General features: G+C 69.6%; 17 protein-coding genes and 2 riboswitches. Of the genes, 6 read left to right on the top strand and 11 right to left on the bottom strand.

Translation table 11 applies throughout. The features are described from left to right. Positions 1–30: 30 nt before the first annotated feature. The gene (gene pgaA, locus BM133_RS29055; RefSeq protein ID WP_143100234.1) at positions 31–2,574 is read right to left on the bottom strand and encodes a poly-beta-1,6 N-acetyl-D-glucosamine export porin PgaA; all 2,544 of its coding nucleotides are present in this window, start codon (positions 2,572–2,574) and stop codon (positions 31–33) included. 348 nt (positions 2,575–2,922) lie between these two features. Between pgaA and BM133_RS29050 the strand changes: the two genes are divergently transcribed. Then, positions 2,923–3,759, top strand: a complete 837-nt coding sequence (locus tag BM133_RS29050; protein WP_093441848.1) for a creatininase family protein — start codon at positions 2,923–2,925, stop codon at positions 3,757–3,759. 13 nt (positions 3,760–3,772) lie between these two features. Here the strand turns inward: BM133_RS29050 and BM133_RS29045 are convergent, their stop codons facing one another. The 9 genes from BM133_RS29045 to BM133_RS29005 all read right to left on the bottom strand — a co-directional run bounded on the left by BM133_RS29045 (position 3,773) and on the right by BM133_RS29005 (position 11,284). Beyond that, positions 3,773–4,744 (bottom strand): threonine dehydratase, encoded by a 972-nt coding sequence (locus tag BM133_RS29045; protein ID WP_093441846.1) that lies wholly within the window; start codon positions 4,742–4,744, stop codon positions 3,773–3,775. Positions 4,745–4,761: 17 nt separating this feature from the next. Continuing rightward, positions 4,762–5,394, bottom strand: coding sequence for a LysE family translocator (locus BM133_RS29040; protein WP_093441843.1), 633 nt, complete (start codon positions 5,392–5,394; stop codon positions 4,762–4,764). 2 nt (positions 5,395–5,396) lie between these two features. Then, positions 5,397–6,089 (bottom strand): VOC family protein, encoded by a 693-nt coding sequence (locus BM133_RS29035; RefSeq protein ID WP_093441841.1) that lies wholly within the window; start codon positions 6,087–6,089, stop codon positions 5,397–5,399. A gap of 16 nt (positions 6,090–6,105) precedes the next feature. Continuing rightward, entirely contained in the window at positions 6,106–7,029 is a 924-nt protein-coding gene (locus BM133_RS29030) for a PhzF family phenazine biosynthesis protein (protein ID WP_177224969.1), read from the bottom strand. A gap of 5 nt (positions 7,030–7,034) precedes the next feature. Further along, positions 7,035–7,676 (bottom strand): glutathione S-transferase family protein, encoded by a 642-nt coding sequence (locus tag BM133_RS29025; RefSeq protein WP_093441836.1) that lies wholly within the window; start codon positions 7,674–7,676, stop codon positions 7,035–7,037. Between the two features lie 5 nt (positions 7,677–7,681). Then, on the bottom strand, positions 7,682–8,344 hold the full coding sequence (locus BM133_RS29020) for a LysE family translocator (protein ID WP_093441833.1): 663 nt from the start codon (positions 8,342–8,344) through the stop codon (positions 7,682–7,684). Positions 8,345–8,357: 13 nt separating this feature from the next. After that, positions 8,358–9,560 (bottom strand): aminotransferase-like domain-containing protein, encoded by a 1,203-nt coding sequence (locus BM133_RS29015; RefSeq protein WP_093441831.1) that lies wholly within the window; start codon positions 9,558–9,560, stop codon positions 8,358–8,360. Positions 9,561–9,657: 97 nt separating this feature from the next. Next, positions 9,658–10,629, bottom strand: coding sequence for a DMT family transporter (locus tag BM133_RS29010; protein ID WP_093441828.1), 972 nt, complete (start codon positions 10,627–10,629; stop codon positions 9,658–9,660). Between the two features lie 55 nt (positions 10,630–10,684). Further along, positions 10,685–11,284, bottom strand: a complete 600-nt coding sequence (locus BM133_RS29005) for a LysE family translocator (protein ID WP_093441826.1) — start codon at positions 11,282–11,284, stop codon at positions 10,685–10,687. Between the two features lie 101 nt (positions 11,285–11,385). Between BM133_RS29005 and BM133_RS29000 the strand changes: the two genes are divergently transcribed. The 3 genes from BM133_RS29000 to BM133_RS28990 all read left to right on the top strand — a co-directional run bounded on the left by BM133_RS29000 (position 11,386) and on the right by BM133_RS28990 (position 14,975). Continuing rightward, positions 11,386–12,831: an aminotransferase-like domain-containing protein gene (locus tag BM133_RS29000; protein WP_093441824.1), complete on the top strand. Its 1,446-nt coding sequence runs from the start codon at positions 11,386–11,388 to the stop codon at positions 12,829–12,831. 65 nt (positions 12,832–12,896) lie between these two features. Beyond that, positions 12,897–13,652 carry a PhaM family polyhydroxyalkanoate granule multifunctional regulatory protein gene (locus BM133_RS28995; RefSeq protein ID WP_093441822.1) on the top strand — a complete coding sequence of 252 codons (756 nt, stop codon included), beginning with the start codon at positions 12,897–12,899 and terminating at the stop codon, positions 13,650–13,652. A 45-nt stretch (positions 13,653–13,697) separates the two neighbouring features. After that, positions 13,698–14,975, top strand: a complete 1,278-nt coding sequence (locus BM133_RS28990; RefSeq protein WP_093441819.1) for an FIST signal transduction protein — start codon at positions 13,698–13,700, stop codon at positions 14,973–14,975. 13 nt (positions 14,976–14,988) lie between these two features. Here BM133_RS28990 and BM133_RS28985 read toward each other — a convergent pair whose 3' ends face one another. After that, the gene (locus BM133_RS28985) at positions 14,989–16,290 is read right to left on the bottom strand and encodes a D-amino acid dehydrogenase (protein ID WP_093441817.1); all 1,302 of its coding nucleotides are present in this window, start codon (positions 16,288–16,290) and stop codon (positions 14,989–14,991) included. 90 nt (positions 16,291–16,380) lie between these two features. Next, positions 16,381–16,500, bottom strand: a riboswitch (glycine riboswitch). Positions 16,501–16,533: 33 nt separating this feature from the next. Next, positions 16,534–16,624, bottom strand: a riboswitch (glycine riboswitch). 114 nt (positions 16,625–16,738) lie between these two features. Between BM133_RS28985 and rfbB the strand changes: the two genes are divergently transcribed. Further along, positions 16,739–17,827 (top strand): dTDP-glucose 4,6-dehydratase, encoded by a 1,089-nt coding sequence (gene rfbB / locus BM133_RS28980; protein ID WP_093441814.1) that lies wholly within the window; start codon positions 16,739–16,741, stop codon positions 17,825–17,827. Continuing rightward, complete coding sequence (gene rfbD / locus BM133_RS28975) at positions 17,824–18,714, top strand: dTDP-4-dehydrorhamnose reductase (protein WP_093441812.1); 891 nt, start codon at positions 17,824–17,826, stop codon at positions 18,712–18,714. Before rfbB ends, rfbD begins: the two co-directional genes overlap by 4 nt. The last annotated feature ends 7 nt before the right edge of the window (positions 18,715–18,721 follow it).

Raw genomic sequence — 18,721 nt, 5'->3', positions numbered from 1 at the left:
GCAGAAAGTGGAGTGGAGTCGGTTGCGGCATCACTGCAATGGCGTCGAAAGGTTCAGGAAGACGCCGCGCTGTCGTTCGCGCACGCCGTCGTAGGGGTGGCCCGAAACGCTCACGCCGTAGCGCAGCGCCAGCTTCGGGCCGAGGTTCCATCGGTGCTCGTAGCGCAGGCTCCAGAGCGCGCCGGTGCCGAAACCGGCCTGGCGATAACCGCCGCCGCCGAGTTCGACGGCCTGGAAGAACTGGCGGTCGTCGCTCTTCCAGTTGAGCCACTGCGCGCGCACGGCGAGCTGCGCGCTCGCGTCGCTCGACGGATTGAAGTACGGCACGTCCTGCTCGCGGCCGCGGCTCGCATCGACACCCAGCCGCGTCTCCAGCTGGAAGCGCGGCGTGCTGATCCAGCGCTCGCTCCAACCGAAGTCCAGGCCGCTGCGCAAGTTGCCGTCGCTGAAGTCGAGCTGCTTCCACTTCAGATCGAAGCGGCGCGATTCGTCGACCACGTAGCCCACGCTCGCGCCGGCTTCGCGCGCGCCGGTGCCGGCGATCTGCGCCTTCCACGGCAGGTCCTTGCTGTCGCCGTCGTAGGTGGCCGAGAGGCGCCAGGCGTCGCCGGCGCGGTAGTCCACGCGGCCCGCCACGCTGGTGCGGTAGGGGCCAGTGTTCGAGCGCTGCACCTCGCCTTCGGCCAGCCAGCGGCCGCGCTGCCAGTTCAGGCCGAGGCCGCCGCGTGCGCGGTTCGCATCGCCCAGGGCGGTGTCGCCGCGGCCCAGCGACTGGTCGTAGAAGACGCGCCACTGGTCGTCGATGAGGCCGGAGCTCAGGCGGCTGTCCAGGCGCCATTCCCTGTCCGCGAGCGTCGCACCGCCAGTCGATCCGGCGGATTCGATTTCCAGCTGCGGACCGAGGACGGCGCGGCGCCTGCGGGCCAGGCCGCGCACTGCGACGGCGTCGGGGGCATCGGCCTGCAGCGCTTCGGCGCGGCGCCGCGCCTGGGCGAACTCGCCCGCATCCATCAGGGCCTCGACATGGCCGGCGCGCGCGCCGAGGTCGAAGGGCTGGTTGGTCGCCAGCGCCTCGAAGCGCGCGAGCGCGGCCTCCGGGTGATCGCGCAGCCGCTCGGTCTGGGCTGCGCCTTGCGCGAAGCCCGCGTTCAACGGCGCTTCCTGGGTGAGGGTCGCGAAGCGTTCCTGGGCCAGGGCGGTCCGGTTCTCGTAGAGCGTCAGCAGGCTGCGCATGCCGCTCACGTCGGTGTATTGCCTGTTGGGGCGGCGCGCTTGCGGTGCCAGCCGCAGAAAGGCGGGCGTGGCGTCCTCGATGCGCTTGAGCAGCGCCTCGGCGTCTTCGAAGCGATCCGTGTCCTGGTAGGCGTAGACCAGCTCGAAGTGGATCGCGTCGGGCATCGTCAGGTCGGCGCCGGCCTTGGCGAGGGCGGCTTCGTACAGCGGCACCGCGTCGGCCGAACGGCGCTCCTGCGCGAAGGCGCCCGCGGCGGCGGCGAGGCCGTAGGGCGGAAGTTCCGTTCCTGTGGCGCGCAGCGTGTCGTAGAGCGCGACGGCATCGGCGGGACGACCGCGTTCGACCAGCGCCAGCAGGCGATCGGCCTGCAGGCGGACGCGCACGGTGTGCCACGCAGCGGCCTCGGCCGGCGCGGCCGAGGCCGCTGCCATGTCCAGCCGGCCCAATGCGGCCTCCTGATCGGCCAGCACCCGATCGAGGGAGCCGACGCGAGCGAGGCCCGCGCGTTCGTCGCGCTCCTGGATGGCCCAGCGCAGCCGCTGGGCCAGCGCCTGCTGCTGTAGCCTGGACAGCGACAGCGCGGAGAAGGTGCCGGGGTGCGCGCGTTCGGCCGCCTCGGCGTCGTCGAAGGCGGTGGATGCCGCGCCGCTGGCGGCCAGCGCGAGGTCGGTTTCGCGGCGCGCATCGGCGCGGCCGGGCTGCAGCGCGCTGGACTCGGTGTAGGCGGCGAGCGCCTGGAGCGTGTCGCCGGCGGCACGCGCCACGGCACCGCGCAACTCGAGCAGCGCGACGCGGTCCGCGGTTTCGGTCGGCGCCGGCTGCGAGAGGGCGCGGTACAGCGCCTCGGCTCCAGCGGCATCGCCGCTGTCCAGGAGCCAGAAGGCCTCGTGGATGCGTGCGTTGCGCGAGGCCGGCTGCCGCGCGCGCCAGACGGCGATGGTCTCGCCCTGCAGCGCGAGGTCGCGCGTGCGCCGGGCCGCCACGGTCAGCGGGCCCAGCGCGTAGTCGAGCAATTGGGCGGGCGGGAACCGGCGGCCCAGCGCCACGGCTTCGGCGAACCTGCCGTCGCCCGCCGCGATGGAGACGGCGTCGGACGCCACGCGCCGCCGCTGCGCATCGTCCAGCGGTGCCGCGAGCCAGGCGCTCAACTGCTGCAGTGCCTCCGCGGGTGTGATGCGGCCCGTGCGGCGCGCGACGATCAATGCGTCGTGCTGCTGCGCGCCGTAGGCTCTCGCGCTTCGATCGGCGGCGGGTGGGGTCGTGGCGCGCGCATCCGCATCCGCGTGCGCCTGGGACATGCCCTGCATGCCCAGCGCCAGCGCGCAAACAATCGGTGGCAAGCCTCGCGCAATGCACGCGAGGTGTCGAGGCAACGAGCCGGCGAGCGCTTCATTGCGCCCGGCCGCGATCGTGCCTCCATCTTTCTTGTGGATAGACACTCTGCTCCCTGTGGCTGCACCGTCCGCCTGTCGGCTTGCGGGTGCAGAAGCGAACGTTTCCAGGCCGTGACAAGCCTTGGCGGAAAGTTCTTAAAAATTCACTGTAGACCAGTTGGTTAACAATCGACAACAAAGGTGGCGAAGATGATTCATGACTGTGAATAGGTTCGCGATTTGCGCGATCTCTGTCGGTAACTTGTACGCAAGTGCAACTTTGGCAGGCACCGCGCGCCGGCCTAAGATCGCGAAATGAACGCACCTTCGTCCCCGTTGCGACCCCTCCCCCGTTTCTGGTCCTGGCTCACCACGCGCGACTTCGCGGCGCTCGATGTGGCAGCCACCGTCGCGGTGCTGCCGCTGGGCGCCACCGAGCAGCACGGGCCGCACCTGCCGCTGGGCGTGGACACGGTGCTGGCCGACGGCATCGTGAGCGCGTCGCTGCCGCTGCTGCCGGCGGACCTGCCGGTGCTCTTCCTGCCGACCCAGCAGATCGGCCTGAGCCCCGAGCACGCGCGCTTTGCGGGCACGCTCACCCTCTCGGCCGAGACCCTCATCCGCATGTGGAGCGAAATCGGCGCGGGCGTGGCGCGCGCGGGGGTGAAGAAGCTGGTGCTCTTCAACGCGCACGGCGGCCACGTGGGCGCAATGGACATCGTGGCGCGCGAACTGCGCGCGGCGCACGGGCTCATCGTCTACAGCGTGAGCTGGTTCAACCTGCCGCTGGGCGATGCGGGCGCGCAGTTCAGTGCCGAGGAGCACCGCTTCGGCGTGCACGCGGGCGAGGTCGAGACCTCGATGATGCTGGCGCTCACGCCGGAGCGCGTGCGCATGGGCGAGGCGAAGGATTTCCGCTCGACCTCCGAGCAGCGCGCGGCCGACTACGCGATCCTGGGCAACGGCAAGAGCGCCAAGCTCGGCTGGGCGATGGAGGACTACAACGCCCAGGGCGCGGCCGGCAATGCGGCCGCGGCGACGGCGGCCAAGGGGCAGGCGGTGGTCGATGCGGCCGCGCAGCAACTGGCGCTGCTGCTGGCGGAGGTGTCGCGCCTGCCGCTGGCCACGGCCAACACGCAGCCGCTGCCCTGACCGGCCTTCACCTTCAGGAAGAAGCGCGCGAAAGCACCCCGGCGAACATGTCGGAATCGACATTGCCGCCGCTCACGCTGATGCCCACCGTCTTGCCGCGCCAGCGTTCCTGCTGCTGAAGCGCGCCCGCCAATGCGGCGGCACCCGCACCTTCGGCCACGTTGTGCGTGTCGGAAAAGAGGATGCGCATCGCCTCGGCCACTTCGTCGTCGGTGACGGTGATCACGTCGTCGGCTTCGCGCAGGATCACCTCGACCGATTCGGGCACCGGCACGCGGCAGGCCATGCCGTCGGCCAGCCGCGTGCTGACCGGCGACTCGACGGGCTTGCCCGCGCGAAAGGAGTCGCGGTACGCCGTGGCGTGCGCCGACACCACGCCGATGATCCTTGTCGCCACGCCGCAATGCGCGCGCGCCACGGCCGCGCCGGCAAAGCCGGAGCCGAGGCCTATGGGCACGAACAGCACGTCGGGCGGCGCGTCCTTGAACGCGCTGAAGAACTCGACATACGCGGTCGATACGCCGCGCACCAGTTCGCGATGGAACGAGGGCACCCGGTGCAGCGCATCGCGCTCGGCCAGCAGGGCCGCGTGTTCCGACGCCGCCTGGAAATCGTCGCCGTGCTCGACCAGCGTGACGCCGAGCGCGCGCATCGCGGCGTTCTTCTCCTGCGAGTTGCCGTGCGGCACCACGATGGTCGCGTCGAGGCCATGCCGCCGCGCCGCGAAGCCGAGCGACTGGCCGTGGTTGCCGCGCGTGGCGCTGATCACATGGCGCACCTCGGGGTGCTCCCGCGCAAGGGTCTCGAAGTAGGTGAGGCCGCCGCGGATCTTGAAGGCGCCGACCGGCGTGTGGTTCTCGTGCTTGGCCCAGAGCGTCGCGCCCAGGCGCTGCGACAGCAGCGGCCAGGTGTATTGCGGGGTCGGCGGCATTGCCGCATGCACGGTGCGCTGGGCGGCATCGATCTCTTCGCGGGTGAATTTCACGGGCGTCCTTTGGTTGTCTATTTGCGTTCCGTCAGGGCGACCCGCACCGCCAGCGCGGCCAGCACGCTGCCCATCACGTAGCGCTGCGCGCGCAGCCAGCCGGCGCTTTGCGAGAGCACTGCCGTGATGCTCGCGGCGCCGAAGATCATCACCGTGTTGACCGCCGCGCTCGTCGCCATCTGCGCCATGCCCAGCTGCATGCTCTGCAGCAGCACCGAGCCGCGCTCGGGGTGGATGAACTGCGGAAAGAACGACAGGTAGAACATCGCCACCTTCGGGTTCAGCAGGTTCGTGAGAAAGCCCATGCGAAACAGCTTGCCCGGCGGATCGGCCGGCAGCGCGCGCGCCTCGAAGGGCGCATTGCCGCCGGGCCGCACCGCCTGCCATGCGAGCCACAGCAGGTAGGCCGCGCCGGCGATGCGGATCGCATCGAACGCGAGCGGCACCGCCAAGAGCAGCGCGGTGAGCCCGAGCGCCGCGGCGAACAGGTGCACGAGAAAGGCCATCAGCACGCCGCCCAGCGAGATCATTCCCGCGCGGCGGCCCTGGATCAGCGTGCGCGAGACGCAATAGATCATGTTCGGCCCCGGCGTGAGCGCCAGCAGCAGCGAGGCGAGGGCGAACCAGGCGATTTCTGTGAGGGTCAGCATGCTCAGAGTCCCTTGGATTCGAGGGTGACGGGGCCGCGCGGCGTGTCGAACACCGCAACGAGGTTGGGCGGGCCGGCGTCCACCTTCAGCTGGCCCATGCCGATGGCCGAGAGCGCTGCGGCGAGCGCCGGCGCGCGCGGGTGCGCGGCGCGCAGCGAACGCAGCGCCAGGCCCGAGGCGGGCATCGCATCGGTCGGATGCACCGCGCCCCACTGGATCAGCGTCGGCAGCGCGCCGTAGAAGAGCCGCTGGCCGTCGTCGCGCACCGTGATCTGCCATTCGAGCCGCCCGGCCGGCGTGTCGCGGGAGGCCTCGAGCAGGTGGCCGCGCTCGATGTGCGCGTGCTCCTCGCGGGCCAGCGCGCGCGTTGCGGTGGCGGCGTCGGGCACGCGCGCGACGAAGTGGATGAGCCGCGGGCCGTGCTGCGCGAGGCCCGCCTGCAGCGCGGCGTCGTCCAGGTCGAACCAGCGGCGCGTGCCGGGCCGCGAAGGGTGCTTTCCGGGCTCGATCGCGATGATCTCCGTGTAGGCCCGCGGGAACGCATCGCTCGCGACGTTCAGCAGCCGGTTGTGCGTGCCCATGAGCGGATGCACGCCGCCGGGCCCCGGCGTGATGCCGAGCGTCGCCTCGCACCACGCCACGCCCTCGGCCAGCGAGGCGGCGGCGATCACCAGGTGGTCGACTTCGGCGTGCATGGCCCTGTGCCTTCGTTCAGAGCGTGACGTGGCCGTCGACGCAGGTCACGGCATCGCCGCCGACCCAGATCTTTCCTTCGGCGTCGCGCTCGATGTACACGCGGCCCGCGCGGCCCAGGCACTGGCCTTGCGCGGCAAGGTAGCGCTCGGGCATGTGGCCGTCGGCGATCAGCCATTCGGCCAGGCTCGCGTTCAGGCTGCCGGTGACCGGGTCTTCCTGCACGCCGATCGGTTCGGCAAAAGCGCGCACTTCGAGGTCGATCTTCGCGCCGTCGTCGTACTCGGCGGCCTTGCGGTTGCCGAAGGCGCGCGCCTCGCGGTTCGAGCGGCCGATCAGCGGCGAGATGTCGACCGCCGCCGGCACGCCCGCCACGCCGGCCTTCACGCCCAGCTCCTTGAGCATGCGGTGGTCGGGCGTGAGTTGCAGCACGGCATCGGCATCCTCGACCAGCAGGCCGAACCAGACCGGGCCGTTGTCCAGCACCTGCGCCGCGACGATCTGCTGCGCCTTCAACCCCAGCGCACCGGCCACCTTGGCCAGCAGCGCGGGGCTCGGCGCGCTGCGCTTGAGCGGCGGCGCGGCAAAGGCCAGCCGGTCGCCGTCGCGGCGCAGCGGCACGAGGCCGGCGCCGCACTGCTGCACCACCAACCCGCTCACCTTGGGCTTGCCGCCGGCCTCGAGCCACGCATGGCAGGTGCCGATGGTCGGGTGCCCGGCAAACGGCAGCTCGCCACCGGGCGTGAAGATGCGCACGCGGTAGTCGGCTGTCGCTTCGGTCGGCGGCAGGAGGAAGGTGGTCTCGGACAGGTTGGTCCACTGCGCGAAGCGCTGCATCGCGGCGTCGTCCAGGTCCGTGCCGTCGATGACCACGGCCAGCGGATTGCCGCGGTAGGCCGTGGCGGTGAAGACGTCGACTTGCTTGAAGGGGCGGGATTTCATCGGATTCATTCGAGGGATAGATCGAGCACGCCGCGCGTGCCCGGGCGGGAGAGAAGGTCGGCGTACCAGCGCTCCACGTTCGGCCAGCCGGGCCGGCGGTATTCGGCGCCCGGCAGCCCGAACCAGCGGTGCGCTTCGCAGCCGAGGGGGATGTCGGCCATCGTGAAGCGGTCGCCTCCCATGTAGGCGCGCTGGGCGAGGTGCGCGTCGAGCATCGCGAACAGCGCTTCGCTCTGGCGCACCGAGGCCTCGATCAATGCCGGTTGGCGTTCCGAGGGCGGCGTGCGCACCCACTGGATGAATGCATCGCGGCTCGCGCGGTTGAGCGTGGTCTGCTGCCAGTCCATCCAGCGCTCGGCATCGAAGCGCGCGGGCAGCTCGCTCGGATAGAGCGTGCCGTGCGAATGCCTCGCGCAGAGGTAGCGCACGATCACGTTCGATTCCCAGAGCGTCACGCGCTCGGCGCCTTCGCCGTCGTCGATGGTGGGCACCATCGCATTCGGATTGAGCGCGAGGTATTCGGCCGTCTGCACCATGCCGAACTTGCCGCCGGCCTCGGTGCGCTGGAAATCGAGCCCGAGCTCCTGCGCGCACCACACCACCTTGCGGACGTTGATCGAGCTGATGCGGCCCCAGATGTTGAGCATGGTGTTCAGTGTCCTTGTGTGGGAAGTGCGGCCACGGAGGCGGTGGGCCGGTCGAGCATCAGCAGGCGGATGGCCAGGCCGACCATCACCAGCGCGAGCAGCGTCCGTTGGAATTTTTCGGCGCCGGGCCGGCGTTGCAGCCAGCGCCCGACCTGTCCGCTGCAGGCGCCCAGCAGCGTGTTGAAGGCGAGCGCGGCCACCGACAGCACCACGCCCAGCTGCACCAGTTGCAGCGCCACGCTGCCGCGCGACGGATCGACGAACTGCGGCAGGAACACCATGAAGAACAGCAGCGCCTTCGGATTGACGAGGTTGTTCAGGAGCGCCATGCGCACGATGCGCCCGAACCCCGCGGGCTGGGCTTGCGCATCCGTGCGCAGGCCGCCACTGCGCAACGCCTGCACCGCGAGCCACACCAGGTACAGCGCGCCCGCATAGCGCAGCACGTCGAACGACGGCGGCCATGCGGCCACCAGCGCGGTGACGCCGGTCGCCGCGAAGAGCGTGTGCACCAGGTCGGCCGCCGAGATACCGATCGCCGCCGCGAACCCGCCGCGCGGGCCGTGCGCCACGCCGTGCGAGAGCACGAAGGCCATGTTCGGCCCGGGCGAGAGGAACAGCGCCAGCACGGCGAGCAGGAAGAGCGAGAGCGTCGCGATGCCGATCATCGTCCCCGCTCCTTCACACCGGTGCAGGCGCGAGCTGGTGCTCGCCGAGCAGCGCCAGCTCTTCGCGCAGCGTCACCGCGAGCGCTGCGATGGCGGTATCGATTTCCTCGACGCTGGCCGTCACGAACGACAGGCGCAGCGTGCGCGGATCGCCCAGCCCCGCATAGAACGGCGCGCCGGGCACGAAGGCCACGTTGCGCTCGACGGCCTTGGGCAGCAGCTTCACGGTGTCGATGCCCTCGGGCAGGCGCGCCCACAGGAACATGCCGCCCTTGGGTGCGTTGAACTTCACGTCCAGGCCGGCCATCTCGCGCGTGAGCGCGGCGATCATCGCGTCGCGCTGGCACTTGTAGAGGGCGCGGATCGTGGGCACGTGGCGGTCGAGAAAGCCGTCCTTCATCACTGCCGACACCATGCGCTGCGTGAAGATCGGCGTGTGCAGATCGACGGCCTGCTTGGCCTGCAGGAGCTTCGGGTAGATGGCCTTCGGCGCCACCAGGAAGCCCAGGCGCAGGCCCGGCGCCAGCACCTTGGAGAACGAACCCAGGTAGATGCAGCCCTCGGGGTTGCGCGCGGTCAGCGGCAGCGGGGGGGCTTCGTCGAACCAGAGTTCGCCATACGGGTTGTCTTCGATGATCGGGAGGCCCGCCTCGGCGGCAGCGGCCGAGACGGCGGCGCGGCGCTCTTCGGTCATGGTGCGGCCCGTCGGGTTCTGGAAGTTGGGCAAGAGGTAGACGAAGCGCGCGTCCTTCGCCTTGGCCACGAGGTCTTGGACGATCACGCCGTCTTCATCGCTCGCCACGCTCATCGGGTTCGGCTCCATCGGGCCGAAGGCCTGCAGCGCGCCGAGGTACGTGGGCGTTTCCACCAGCACCTTGCTGCCCGGATCGATCAGCACCTTGGCCACGAGGTCCAGGCCCTGCTGCGAGCCGGTGGTGATGAGCACCTGCGCGGGATCGACGTTCCACGGCAGCATGTCGGCCACGGCCTGGCGCAGCGGCGCGTAGCCCTCGCTCGCGGCGTACTGCAGCGCGGCCTGGCCGTCGTTGTGCAGCACCTCGGCGCAGGCGTCGGCGAAAGCCTGGATCGGGAAGGTCTTGGGCGAGGGCAGGCCGCCGGCCAGGCTGATGATGCCGGGGCGTTCGGTGACCTTGAGGATTTCACGCAGCACCGACGGGTTCATCTTGGCGGCGCGGGCGGCGAGTTTCCAGTTCATGGCGTTTCTTCTTTCAGGCGGGTGAGGTGAGATTCGATGGCAGGTCGCCAAGGGATGCAACAGGGATTTTGTTGCAGCCGGCGTGATGGGGGGGCGGTCATCGGCTTCTTCTGGCCGCGACGCCATTGCCCGCGGGGAGCGGCGCCGCGACCGGTGCGGCCTGCGGCTGCGACAGCCTCTTGCCGATCACCACCGTGGCCACCACCGCGATCGCGAAGCCCAGCGTCACCACGTCCAGCGGCTCGCCCAGGATCGGGATCGACGCGAGGATCGAGAGAAAGGGCTGCAGCAGCTGCGTCTGGCTCACCCGCAGCGCGCCGCCCAGGGCGAGACCGCGGTACCAGGCGAAGAAGCCGATCCACATCGAGAACATGCCCACGTAGACGAAGCCCAGCCACGACGCCGTGGCGATGGGCTGCGTCGGCCAGAGCGCCAGCGTGGCCGGCAGCGTGAAGGGCAGGGCCATCACGCAGACCCAGCAGATCACCCGCTCGGCGCCCAGCGAGGGCGTGACCTGCGCGCCGTAGATGTAGCCGAAAGAGGCCGCGATGACCGCGCCCACCAGCAGCAGGTCGGCCCATTCGAAGCCGAAGCCATGCCCGCTCTGGCTCGCGCGCAGCACCGAGAACACCACCACCAGCAGGCTGCCTGCGATGGCGCAGAGCCAGAAGCCCAGCCGCGCGCGCTGGTGCAGCACCCATGCGGCGACGGCGGCCGTCACCAGCGGCAAGAGCGCCGTCACCACCGCCGCGTGGCTGGCCGTCACCACCCGCAGCGCATAGGCCAGCAGCAGCGGAAAGCCGATGCAGTTGCCCAGCACCGCGATGCCCAGCGGCCGCCACTGGTGCGCGGCCGGCCGCGGCGAGCGCGTGACCAGTAGGAAGATGGCCGACAGCACGCCGGCCAGCGCGGCGCGCCCGACCGTCACGAACCATGGCGAGAGCTGCGGCGCGTCTTGCGAGCCGGTGGCCAGCCGCGTCATCGGCAGCGTGATGGCGAACATGGCGACGCCGACGACGCCGAGCCACATGCCCAGCGTTTCGTCCTTGATGTCGAGGCGCCTGGTCATCGGGCCGCCTCCGCGCTGCGCGCTGCGGCATTCGCCCTGGGAGCGGTCCGGCGGCTCATACGCCCAGCATCCACCAGGCCGTGAGCACCAGCACCAGGCCCATCGCACGGTTGAACCACAGGAGGCGCTTGCCCCTGGCGAGCCAGTCGCGCAGCAGCGCGCCGACCAGCGCATAGGCGAAGTTGCTGACGAAGGCATAGAACAGCATCACCGGCGCGACGATGGCGAAGCGCGAGAGCGCGTCGGGCTGGCCGGCGATCCACCCGGCCACCAGCGTGAGCGCGAGCAGCCACGCCTTGATGTTGACGAACTGCAGCATCACGCCCTGCCCGAAGCCGACCGAGAGGCTGGCGCTGTCGGCCTTGCCGAGCTTGGCGCTGCCGCTGAGCTTGTACGCCAGCCACAGCAGGTAGGCGATGCCCAGCCCCTTGATCGCCAGGCGCAGCGGCGGCACCGCCACCACGAGAGCACCGAGGCCGGCCGCGCAGATCGCCAGCAGCAGCGTCCAGCCGATCGGCACCGCGACCACGAAACGCATCGCGCGCGGCAGGCCGCCGTTGGCCGCCAGGGCGGTGGAAAGCGTGGTGTTGGGTCCGGGCGAAAAACTCATCGCCGTGGCCAACACCAGCAGCGCGGTGAATTCTTGCCAGTTCATGGCACAGACTCTAAACTTGTGACCATTACAGTTCCAGTACAGATGATCGAACAAACAAGGCATCTGTATTGGTCATTCTTTCGACACAGCTTCGACACCGCATGCTGACACGAACCTCCACCCAGTCCTTGACCGCACAACTGGCCGACCGCCTTGCCGAACGCATCCGCACCCGGCTGCTGCCGCCCGGCGCCCGCCTGCCCTCGGTGCGCGAATGCGCGCGGCAGCAGGGCGTGAGCCCGTACACGGTGGTCGCCGCGTATGACCAGCTGCTCGCGCAGGGGCTCGTCGAAGCCCGCCGCCAGCGCGGCTTCTACGTGCGCGATTCGGCGCAGAGCCAGGACGGCCGTTCGGGCAAGGCCCCCGACGCCGTCGGCGTGAGCGACATGCCGGCGGCCATGGCCGTGCAGATGATGGCCTCGCGCGTACCGGCCGACGCGAGCTCGCTGATCCGCAGCATGTTCCATCGCCCGAGCGACAAGCCGCAGCCCGGCATGGGCGTGTTTCCGCCGGACTGGATGTCCTCGACCTTCATGCCGACGGCCGTGCGGCGCATGACCAGTACAGCCGTGCTGCAGGAGCTGTCGCTCCAGTACGGCGAGCCCTCCGGCGACATGAGCCTGCGCCGCAGTCTTTCGCAGAAGCTGGTGGGCATCAACGTGCCGGCCGCGCCCGACCAGATCATCACCACCATCGGCGCCACGCATGCGCTGGACATCGTGAGCCGCACGCTGTTGCGGGCGGGCGATCCGGTGATGGTCGAGGAGCCGGGCTGGGCGCTGGAGTTCGCGCGGCTGGAGGCGCTGGGCATGCGCATCCTGCCGGTGCCGCGCCGCGCCGACGGGCCCGACCTGGAGGTGATGGCGCAGTACTGCCTCCTGCACAAGCCCAAGCTCTTCGTGAGCGTGAGCGTGCTGCACAACCCGACCGGCTACAGCCTCACGCCCGGGAGCGCCCACCGGGTGCTCAAGCTGGCGAACGAGCACGACTTCCACATCGTCGAGGACGACACCTACAGCCATCTCGCGCCCGAGCACGCCACGCGGTTGAGCGCGCTCGACGGGCTGCAGCGCACCATCTACGTGAGCGGCTTCGCCAAGATCATCGCGCCCAACTGGCGCATCGGCTTTCTGGCCGCGCCGCCCGCGCTGAAGGAGCGGCTGCTGGAGACCAAGCTCCTGGCCACGCTGACCTCGCCCACGCTGTTCGAGCGGGCGTTGTCGTGGTGCATCGACCAGGGCCAGCTGCGCCGGCATTCGGAGCGCGTGCGCATTCGCCTCGACGGTGCGCGCGGGCGGTCGGTGAAGCTTGCGATGTCGCACGGCTGCACCTTCGCCTCGGAGCCGGCGGGGCTGTTCGGCTGGGTCGACACGGGCGTGGACACCGACGCGCTCACCCAGCGCATGCTCGACCAGGGCTACCTGCTCGCGCCGGGCTCGCTGTTCCACGCGCGCCGGCCGCCCAGCACCATGATGCGGATCAATTTCGCGACCTCGCAGGACGCGACTTTCTGGAAAGTTTTCAGCAAGGTCAGAAGCGAGCTTTGAGGCCTTACGCCGGAGGCTTGGAGTAAGCTGGCAGCACAAGAAAACCCAGCCTGGAGACCTCCCGCATGACCAACGCCAGCCAACCCTTCAACTTCAGCCAGTTCGTCCCCGGATTCGACTTCCTGAAGAACCTGGCCGGGGGCGCCGCCGCAGGCACCGGCGCCGCGTCGTCGGTGCCGGGCATCCCGAGCCTGGCCAGCTGGGTGGCACCCACGCTGAGCGTGGAAGAGGTCGACAAGCGCATCCAGGAACTCAAGACCGTGCAGTACTGGCTCGAGCAGAACGGCCATGCGCTGAAGGCCACGATCCAGGCGCTGGAGGTGCAGAAGATGACGCTCTCGACCCTGCGCGGCATGAACGTGCGGATGGAAGACCTGGCGAGCGCGTTCACCAAGCAGGCGGCCGCCGTCGCCCCGGCGCCCGCGCCCTTCGCAGCGTCCGCGCCCGAGCCCGAGCCGGTCGAGGAAGAAGAGACCGAGATCGAGGAAGAAGAAGCACCGGCACCGAAGAAAAAGCCGCGCAGCAAGGCGGCTGCCGCCGACGGCGCCGGCGTGGTCGATCCGATGCAGTGGTGGGGGTCGCTCACCGAGCAGTTCCAGCAGATCGCCAGCTCGGCGCTGCAGGACGCGGCCCAGCTCAAGGTCCCCGCCATGGCCCAGCCGCTGGCCGATGCGGTCGGCAAGGTGATGGGCAAGACGGCTGCTGCCAAGAAGCCCGCGGCCAAAACCGCGGCAAGAACCGCGGCCAAAAAGGCGGCAACGCCCGCCGCGAAGAAAAAGACCTCGGCCGCCGCCCGCAAGCGAACCACCGGCCGCCGCTGACGTCACACACATATCCTTTTTGAAGAGAACGGGTTGGCACGCATCATGAAGTTGTTTCCCACTGGCCATGCCACCCATCCGCAATGGCGCATGGCGGCCGGCCTCGTGCTGGCCCAGTTGCGCGCGCAGATGGCTTTGCCCGACTACGCGTCCTCGCCGACGCTCGGGCTGCTCTACATCACCGACCACTATGCGTCCGAGGCGCAGGAGATCCTGGACCACCTGAGCGCCGAGCTGCCCGAGGTGACCGACTGGTCGGGCACGGTCGGCATCGGCGTCTCGGCCAACAACGCCGAGTACTTCGACGAGCCCGGCATGAGCCTCATGCTCTGCGCGCTGCCGAGCGACCAGTACCGCGTGTTCTCGGGCGTGGCGCCCCTGAGCAATTCGGAGATGAGCGGGTTCGAGGCGCACACCGCGCTCGTCCACGCGGACCCCGCGACGCCCGACCTCACCGAGCTGATCGGCGAGATGGCCGGTCGCGTCGACACCGGCTACCTCTTCGGCGGACTCTCGTCGGGCCGTGGCGGCGCGCTGCAGTTCGCGGTGGGCGGCAACGGCAACATCCGCGGCCACGGCGCTGCGGGTGGGGTGTTCTCCGGCGGCCTGTCGGGCGTGGTGTTCGGCGAGGGCGTGCGGCTGGTGTCGCGCGTCACCCAGGGCTGCCAGCCGCTGCGCTCGGGCGTGCGCGAGCGCGAGATCACCGAAGCCGACGGCAACCTCCTGCTCAAGCTGGACGGTGAGCCCGCGCTGGACGTGCTGCTGGCCGACCTGCAGGTCTCGCTCGAACGACCGCAGGAGGCCATCGACGCCGTGCGCAACACGCTGGTCGGCCTGGCCGATGCGGGCAGCGACGGCGTGCGCCGCACCGGTGATCTGGGCGCCGACGTGCTGGTGCGCCACATCATCGGCCTGGACCCGACGCGCCGCGGCATCGCGATCGCCGATACGGCCGAGGCCGGCATGCGGTTGACCTTCTGCCGCCGCAACGCGCAGGCTGCGCGCGCCGACCTGATGCGCATCTGCGCGGAGATTCGCGAAGAGCTGGAACCCGAAGAACAGACGCTGGCCACCGCCCGCGCCGTCGCGGCCGGCGAAGCCGAGGCCGCGCCGCACCCCGCGCGCCGCATCGCGGGCGCGGTGTACGTGAGCTGCTCGGGGCGGGGCGGGCCGCACTTCGGCGCACCGGGCGCCGAGTTGCAGATCGTGCGCCACGCGCTGGGCGACGTGCCGCTGGTCGGCTTCTTCGCCGCGGGCGAGATCGCCCGGCACCACCTGTATGGCTACACCGGCGTGTTGACGGTGTTCACCAGCAAGGATTGACGGGCCGCCGCGATCAGGCCGGTTGCAGCACGCGCGGTTGCGGTGCCGGCATGCCGGTGAACGCAAAGTCCACCTCCGGCGCGAGCCCGCTCACGATCCGCGCGATCGACTTGCCCGAGCCGCAGGCGTGGGTCCAGCCGAGCGTGCCGTGGCCGGTGTTCAGGTACAGGTTCGGCAGCTTCGTCTTGCCGATCATCGGCACGTTGCTCGGCGTCGCGGGGCGCAGGCCCGTCCAGAACTGGGCCTGCCCGGTGTCGCCGGCGCCGGGGAACAGTTCTTCGACGCGCCGCACGATGGCTTCGCAGCGCACGCGGTTCAGGTCGCGGTCGTAGCCGTTGAGCTCGGCCGTGCCGGCGATGCGGAGGCGATCGCCCGATTCCGACGTGTAGCGCGAGAACACGAGCTTGTACTCGTCGTCGGTCAGCGAGACCTGGTGCGCCTTCGAGGCGTCCTTCACGGGCAGCGTCACCGAGTAGCCCTTGGCCGGATAGATCGGCAGGCGGATGCCCAGCGGCGCGGCATAGAGCGGGCTGAGCGAGCCCATCGCCAGCACGAAGGCGTCGCCGCGGATGCGCTGGAAGCGCCCTTCGCTGTCGGTCGCCTCGACGTGGTCGATGGTGCCGCCGGCTTCGCGCAGCGCGGTCACCGTGTGGCTCATGAGGAACTTCACGCCGGCCGCGGCCGCAAGGCCGACCAGTTCGCGCGCGAAGCGGTTGGCGTCGCCCGATTCGTCTTCGGCCGTGTAGGTGGCGCCGGCCAGCTGGGGACGGATGTGGGCGAGGGCGGGCTCGATCTTCACGGCCTCGTCGGCCGAAATCACCAGCCGTTCGCAGCCGAGGGCACGCATCTGCTCGGCCGGCTTGAGCGCGCCGTCGAACTCCTTTTGCGTCGTATAGAAATGCAGGATGCCCTGGGTGCGCTGGTCGTAGCTGAGGCCCGTGTCGCGGCGCAATTGCTGCAGCGTGTCGCGGCTGTAGGTGCCCAGGCGCACGATCTGCGCGATGTTGTGCCTGGTGCGCGCCGGCGTGCATTCGCGCAGGAACTGCAGGCCCCAGAGCCATTGGCGCATGTCGGCGCGGATGCGAAAGAGCAGCGGGGCGTCTTCCTTGCCCAGCCACTGCAGCACCTTGAGCGGCGCGCTGGGGTTGGCCCAGGGTTCGGCGTGGCTCACCGAGATCTGCCCGCCGTTGGCGAAGCTGGTTTCGGCGGCCGGGGTGGCCTGCCGGTCGATCACGGTCACTTCGTGGCCGAGTTGCTGGAGGTAGTAAGCCGAGGTCACGCCGAGCAGGCCGGCGCCAAGAACGATCACGCGCATTTCAAGTACCTTTGAGGTGCAGCGCTTGAATGGCGGGCGTGGTGTGCTATTGATTCAATAGCAAGCAACCGGACGTCCGCCGTCCAAGTTGCCGCTCCCCCTGTCCTCGGTACCTGAGAGATTCACCTCTGTTGCGCCTTGCAACGGGTTTGCTCCTTCGGTGCATCGCGACGCCTTTGCAGGGTGCGATGGCTCTCCAGACGGCGTTTGATGTGGTGCAGTACTGACCCCTTGCCGAAATTACCAAGAACTTCGTTGGGCCGACCTGAGCGTTTATGGGAGTTTGCGCCTTCGGTAGGGCCACCAGGGTGGCCCGCTCTCCTGCAGTGGGGCGATTGTAGGTGGGCACCGCGGATGCGCCAACCCCGGGTTTAGGCCCCTTGGGCCGATGGGATAATCATCCGTTCATTCGCCGGAGGGCGATCGTTCGACAACAACAGGGGACCTCATGATCCTGGTAACCGGCGGCGCAGGCTTCATTGGCGCCAATTTCGTACTCGACTGGCTCGCGCAGAGCGATGAACCGGTCGTGAACCTCGACAAACTGACCTACGCGGGCAACCTGGAGACGCTCGCGTCGCAGAAGGACAACCCGAAGCACATCTTCGTGCAGGGCGACATCGGCGACAGTGCGCTGCTCGACCGCCTGCTGGCCGAGCACAAGCCCCGCGCCGTCGTGAACTTCGCCGCGGAATCGCACGTCGACCGCTCGATCCACGGCCCCGAAGACTTCGTGCAGACCAACGTGCTGGGCACCTTCCGCCTGCTCGAATCGGTGCGCGGCTTCTGGAACGCGCAGCCGGCCGACCAGAAGGCGGCCTTCCGCTTCCTGCACGTATCGACCGACGAGGTCTACGGCTCGCTCTCCAAGACCGACCCGGCCTTCACCGAGGAGAACAAGTACGAGCCCAACAGCCCGTACTCGGCCAGCAAGGCGGCCAGCGACCACCTCGTGCGCGCCTGGCACCACACCTACGGCCTGCCGGTGGTCACCACCAACTGCTCGAACAACTACGGGCCGTTCCATTTCCCCGAGAAGCTCATCCCGCTCATGATCGTCAACGCCCTGGCAGGCAAGCCGCTGCCCGTGTACGGCGACGGCATGCAGGTGCGCGACTGGCTCTACGTGAAGGACCACTGCAGCGCCATCCGCCGCGTGCTGGAAGCCGGCAAGCTCGGCGAGACCTACAACGTGGGCGGCTGGAACGAGAAGCCCAACATCGAGATCGTCAACACCGTCTGCGCGCTGCTGGACGAGATGAGCCCCAAGGCCGACGGCAAGCCGTACAAGGAACAGATCACCTACGTGACCGACCGCCCCGGCCACGACCGGCGCTACGCCATCGACGCGCGCAAGCTCGAGCGCGAGCTCGGCTGGAAGCCCGCCGAGACCTTCGACAGCGGCATCCGCAAGACGGTCGAGTGGTATCTCGCGAACGGCGAGTGGGTGCGCAATGTGCAGAGCGGCGCGTACCGCGAATGGGTGGAAAAGCAATACGACGCCGCACCGGCCGGATCTGCAAAGGCCTCCGCATGAAGCTGCTGCTGCTGGGCAAGGGCGGACAGGTCGGCTGGGAACTGCAGCGCAGCCTCGCGCCCCTGGGCGAACTGGTCGCGCTCGATTTCGACAGCACCGATTTCAACGCCGACTTCAGCCGCCCCGAGCAGCTGGCCGAGACCGTGCTGAAGGTGCGGCCCGACGTCATCGTCAATGCCGCCGCGCACACCGCGGTCGACAAGGCCGAGAGCGAGCCCGAGTTCGCGCGCAAGCTCAACGCCACCTCGCCCGGCGTGGTGGCCGAAGCGGCGCAGCAGATCGGCGCGCTGATGGTCCATTACTCGACCGACTATGTCTTCGACGGCAGCGGCAGCAAGCCGTGGAAAGAAGACGATGCGACCGGCCCGCTCAGTGTCTACGGCAGCACCAAGCTCGAGGGCGAGCAGCTGGTGGCCCGGCACTGCGCGAAGCACCTGATCTTTCGCACCAGCTGGGTCTATGCCGCGCGCGGCGGCAACTTCGCCAAGACCATGCTGCGCATCGCCAAGGAGCGCGACAAGCTGATCGTCATCGACGACCAGTTCGGCGCACCCACCGGCGCCGAGCTGCTGGCCGACATCACCGCGCACGCCATTCGCGCGACGCTGCAGGACCCGTCCAAGGCCGGGCTCTACCACGCGGTGGCCGGCGGTGTGACCACGTGGCACGGCTATGCGCGTTTCGTGATCGAGCAGGCGAAGGCGGCGGGCGTCGAGCTCAAGGCCGGCCCGGAAGCGGTCGAGCCCGTGCCCACCACCGCGTTCCCGACGCCGGCCACGCGTCCGCACAACTCGCGCCTGGACACCACGAAACTGCAATCGACCTTCGGCCTCGTGCTGCCCGAGTGGCAGTCCGGCGTCGCCCGCATGTTGCGCGAAACCTTCTGAGAAACCT

Origin of the sequence: Variovorax sp. 770b2, from assembly GCF_900115685.1 — a bacterium.
In the GTDB taxonomy this organism is placed as follows: domain Bacteria; phylum Pseudomonadota; class Gammaproteobacteria; order Burkholderiales; family Burkholderiaceae_C; genus Variovorax.
This window is presented reverse-complemented; position numbering and strand designations above follow the sequence as displayed.

What these genes read in the sequence shown, in the direction of transcription:
- BM133_RS29000 (WP_093441824.1), top strand. Translation starts at nt 11,386, where the DNA reads ATGCTGACACGAACCTCCACCCAGTCCTTGACCGCACAACTGGCCGAC.
- rfbD (WP_093441812.1), top strand. Translation starts at nt 17,824, where the DNA reads ATGAAGCTGCTGCTGCTGGGCAAGGGCGGACAGGTCGGCTGGGAACTG.
- BM133_RS28995 (WP_093441822.1), top strand. Translation starts at nt 12,897, where the DNA reads ATGACCAACGCCAGCCAACCCTTCAACTTCAGCCAGTTCGTCCCCGGA.
- BM133_RS29025 (WP_093441836.1), bottom strand. Translation starts at nt 7,676, where the DNA reads ATGCTCAACATCTGGGGCCGCATCAGCTCGATCAACGTCCGCAAGGTG.
- BM133_RS28990 (WP_093441819.1), top strand. Translation starts at nt 13,698, where the DNA reads ATGAAGTTGTTTCCCACTGGCCATGCCACCCATCCGCAATGGCGCATG.
- rfbB (WP_093441814.1), top strand. Translation starts at nt 16,739, where the DNA reads ATGATCCTGGTAACCGGCGGCGCAGGCTTCATTGGCGCCAATTTCGTA.
- BM133_RS28985 (WP_093441817.1), bottom strand. Translation starts at nt 16,290, where the DNA reads ATGCGCGTGATCGTTCTTGGCGCCGGCCTGCTCGGCGTGACCTCGGCT.
- BM133_RS29020 (WP_093441833.1), bottom strand. Translation starts at nt 8,344, where the DNA reads ATGATCGGCATCGCGACGCTCTCGCTCTTCCTGCTCGCCGTGCTGGCG.
- BM133_RS29040 (WP_093441843.1), bottom strand. Translation starts at nt 5,394, where the DNA reads ATGCTGACCCTCACAGAAATCGCCTGGTTCGCCCTCGCCTCGCTGCTG.
- BM133_RS29030 (WP_177224969.1), bottom strand. Translation starts at nt 7,029, where the DNA reads ATGAAATCCCGCCCCTTCAAGCAAGTCGACGTCTTCACCGCCACGGCC.
- BM133_RS29005 (WP_093441826.1), bottom strand. Translation starts at nt 11,284, where the DNA reads ATGAACTGGCAAGAATTCACCGCGCTGCTGGTGTTGGCCACGGCGATG.
- BM133_RS29050 (WP_093441848.1), top strand. Translation starts at nt 2,923, where the DNA reads ATGAACGCACCTTCGTCCCCGTTGCGACCCCTCCCCCGTTTCTGGTCC.
- BM133_RS29010 (WP_093441828.1), bottom strand. Translation starts at nt 10,629, where the DNA reads ATGACCAGGCGCCTCGACATCAAGGACGAAACGCTGGGCATGTGGCTC.
- BM133_RS29015 (WP_093441831.1), bottom strand. Translation starts at nt 9,560, where the DNA reads ATGAACTGGAAACTCGCCGCCCGCGCCGCCAAGATGAACCCGTCGGTG.
- BM133_RS29035 (WP_093441841.1), bottom strand. Translation starts at nt 6,089, where the DNA reads ATGCACGCCGAAGTCGACCACCTGGTGATCGCCGCCGCCTCGCTGGCC.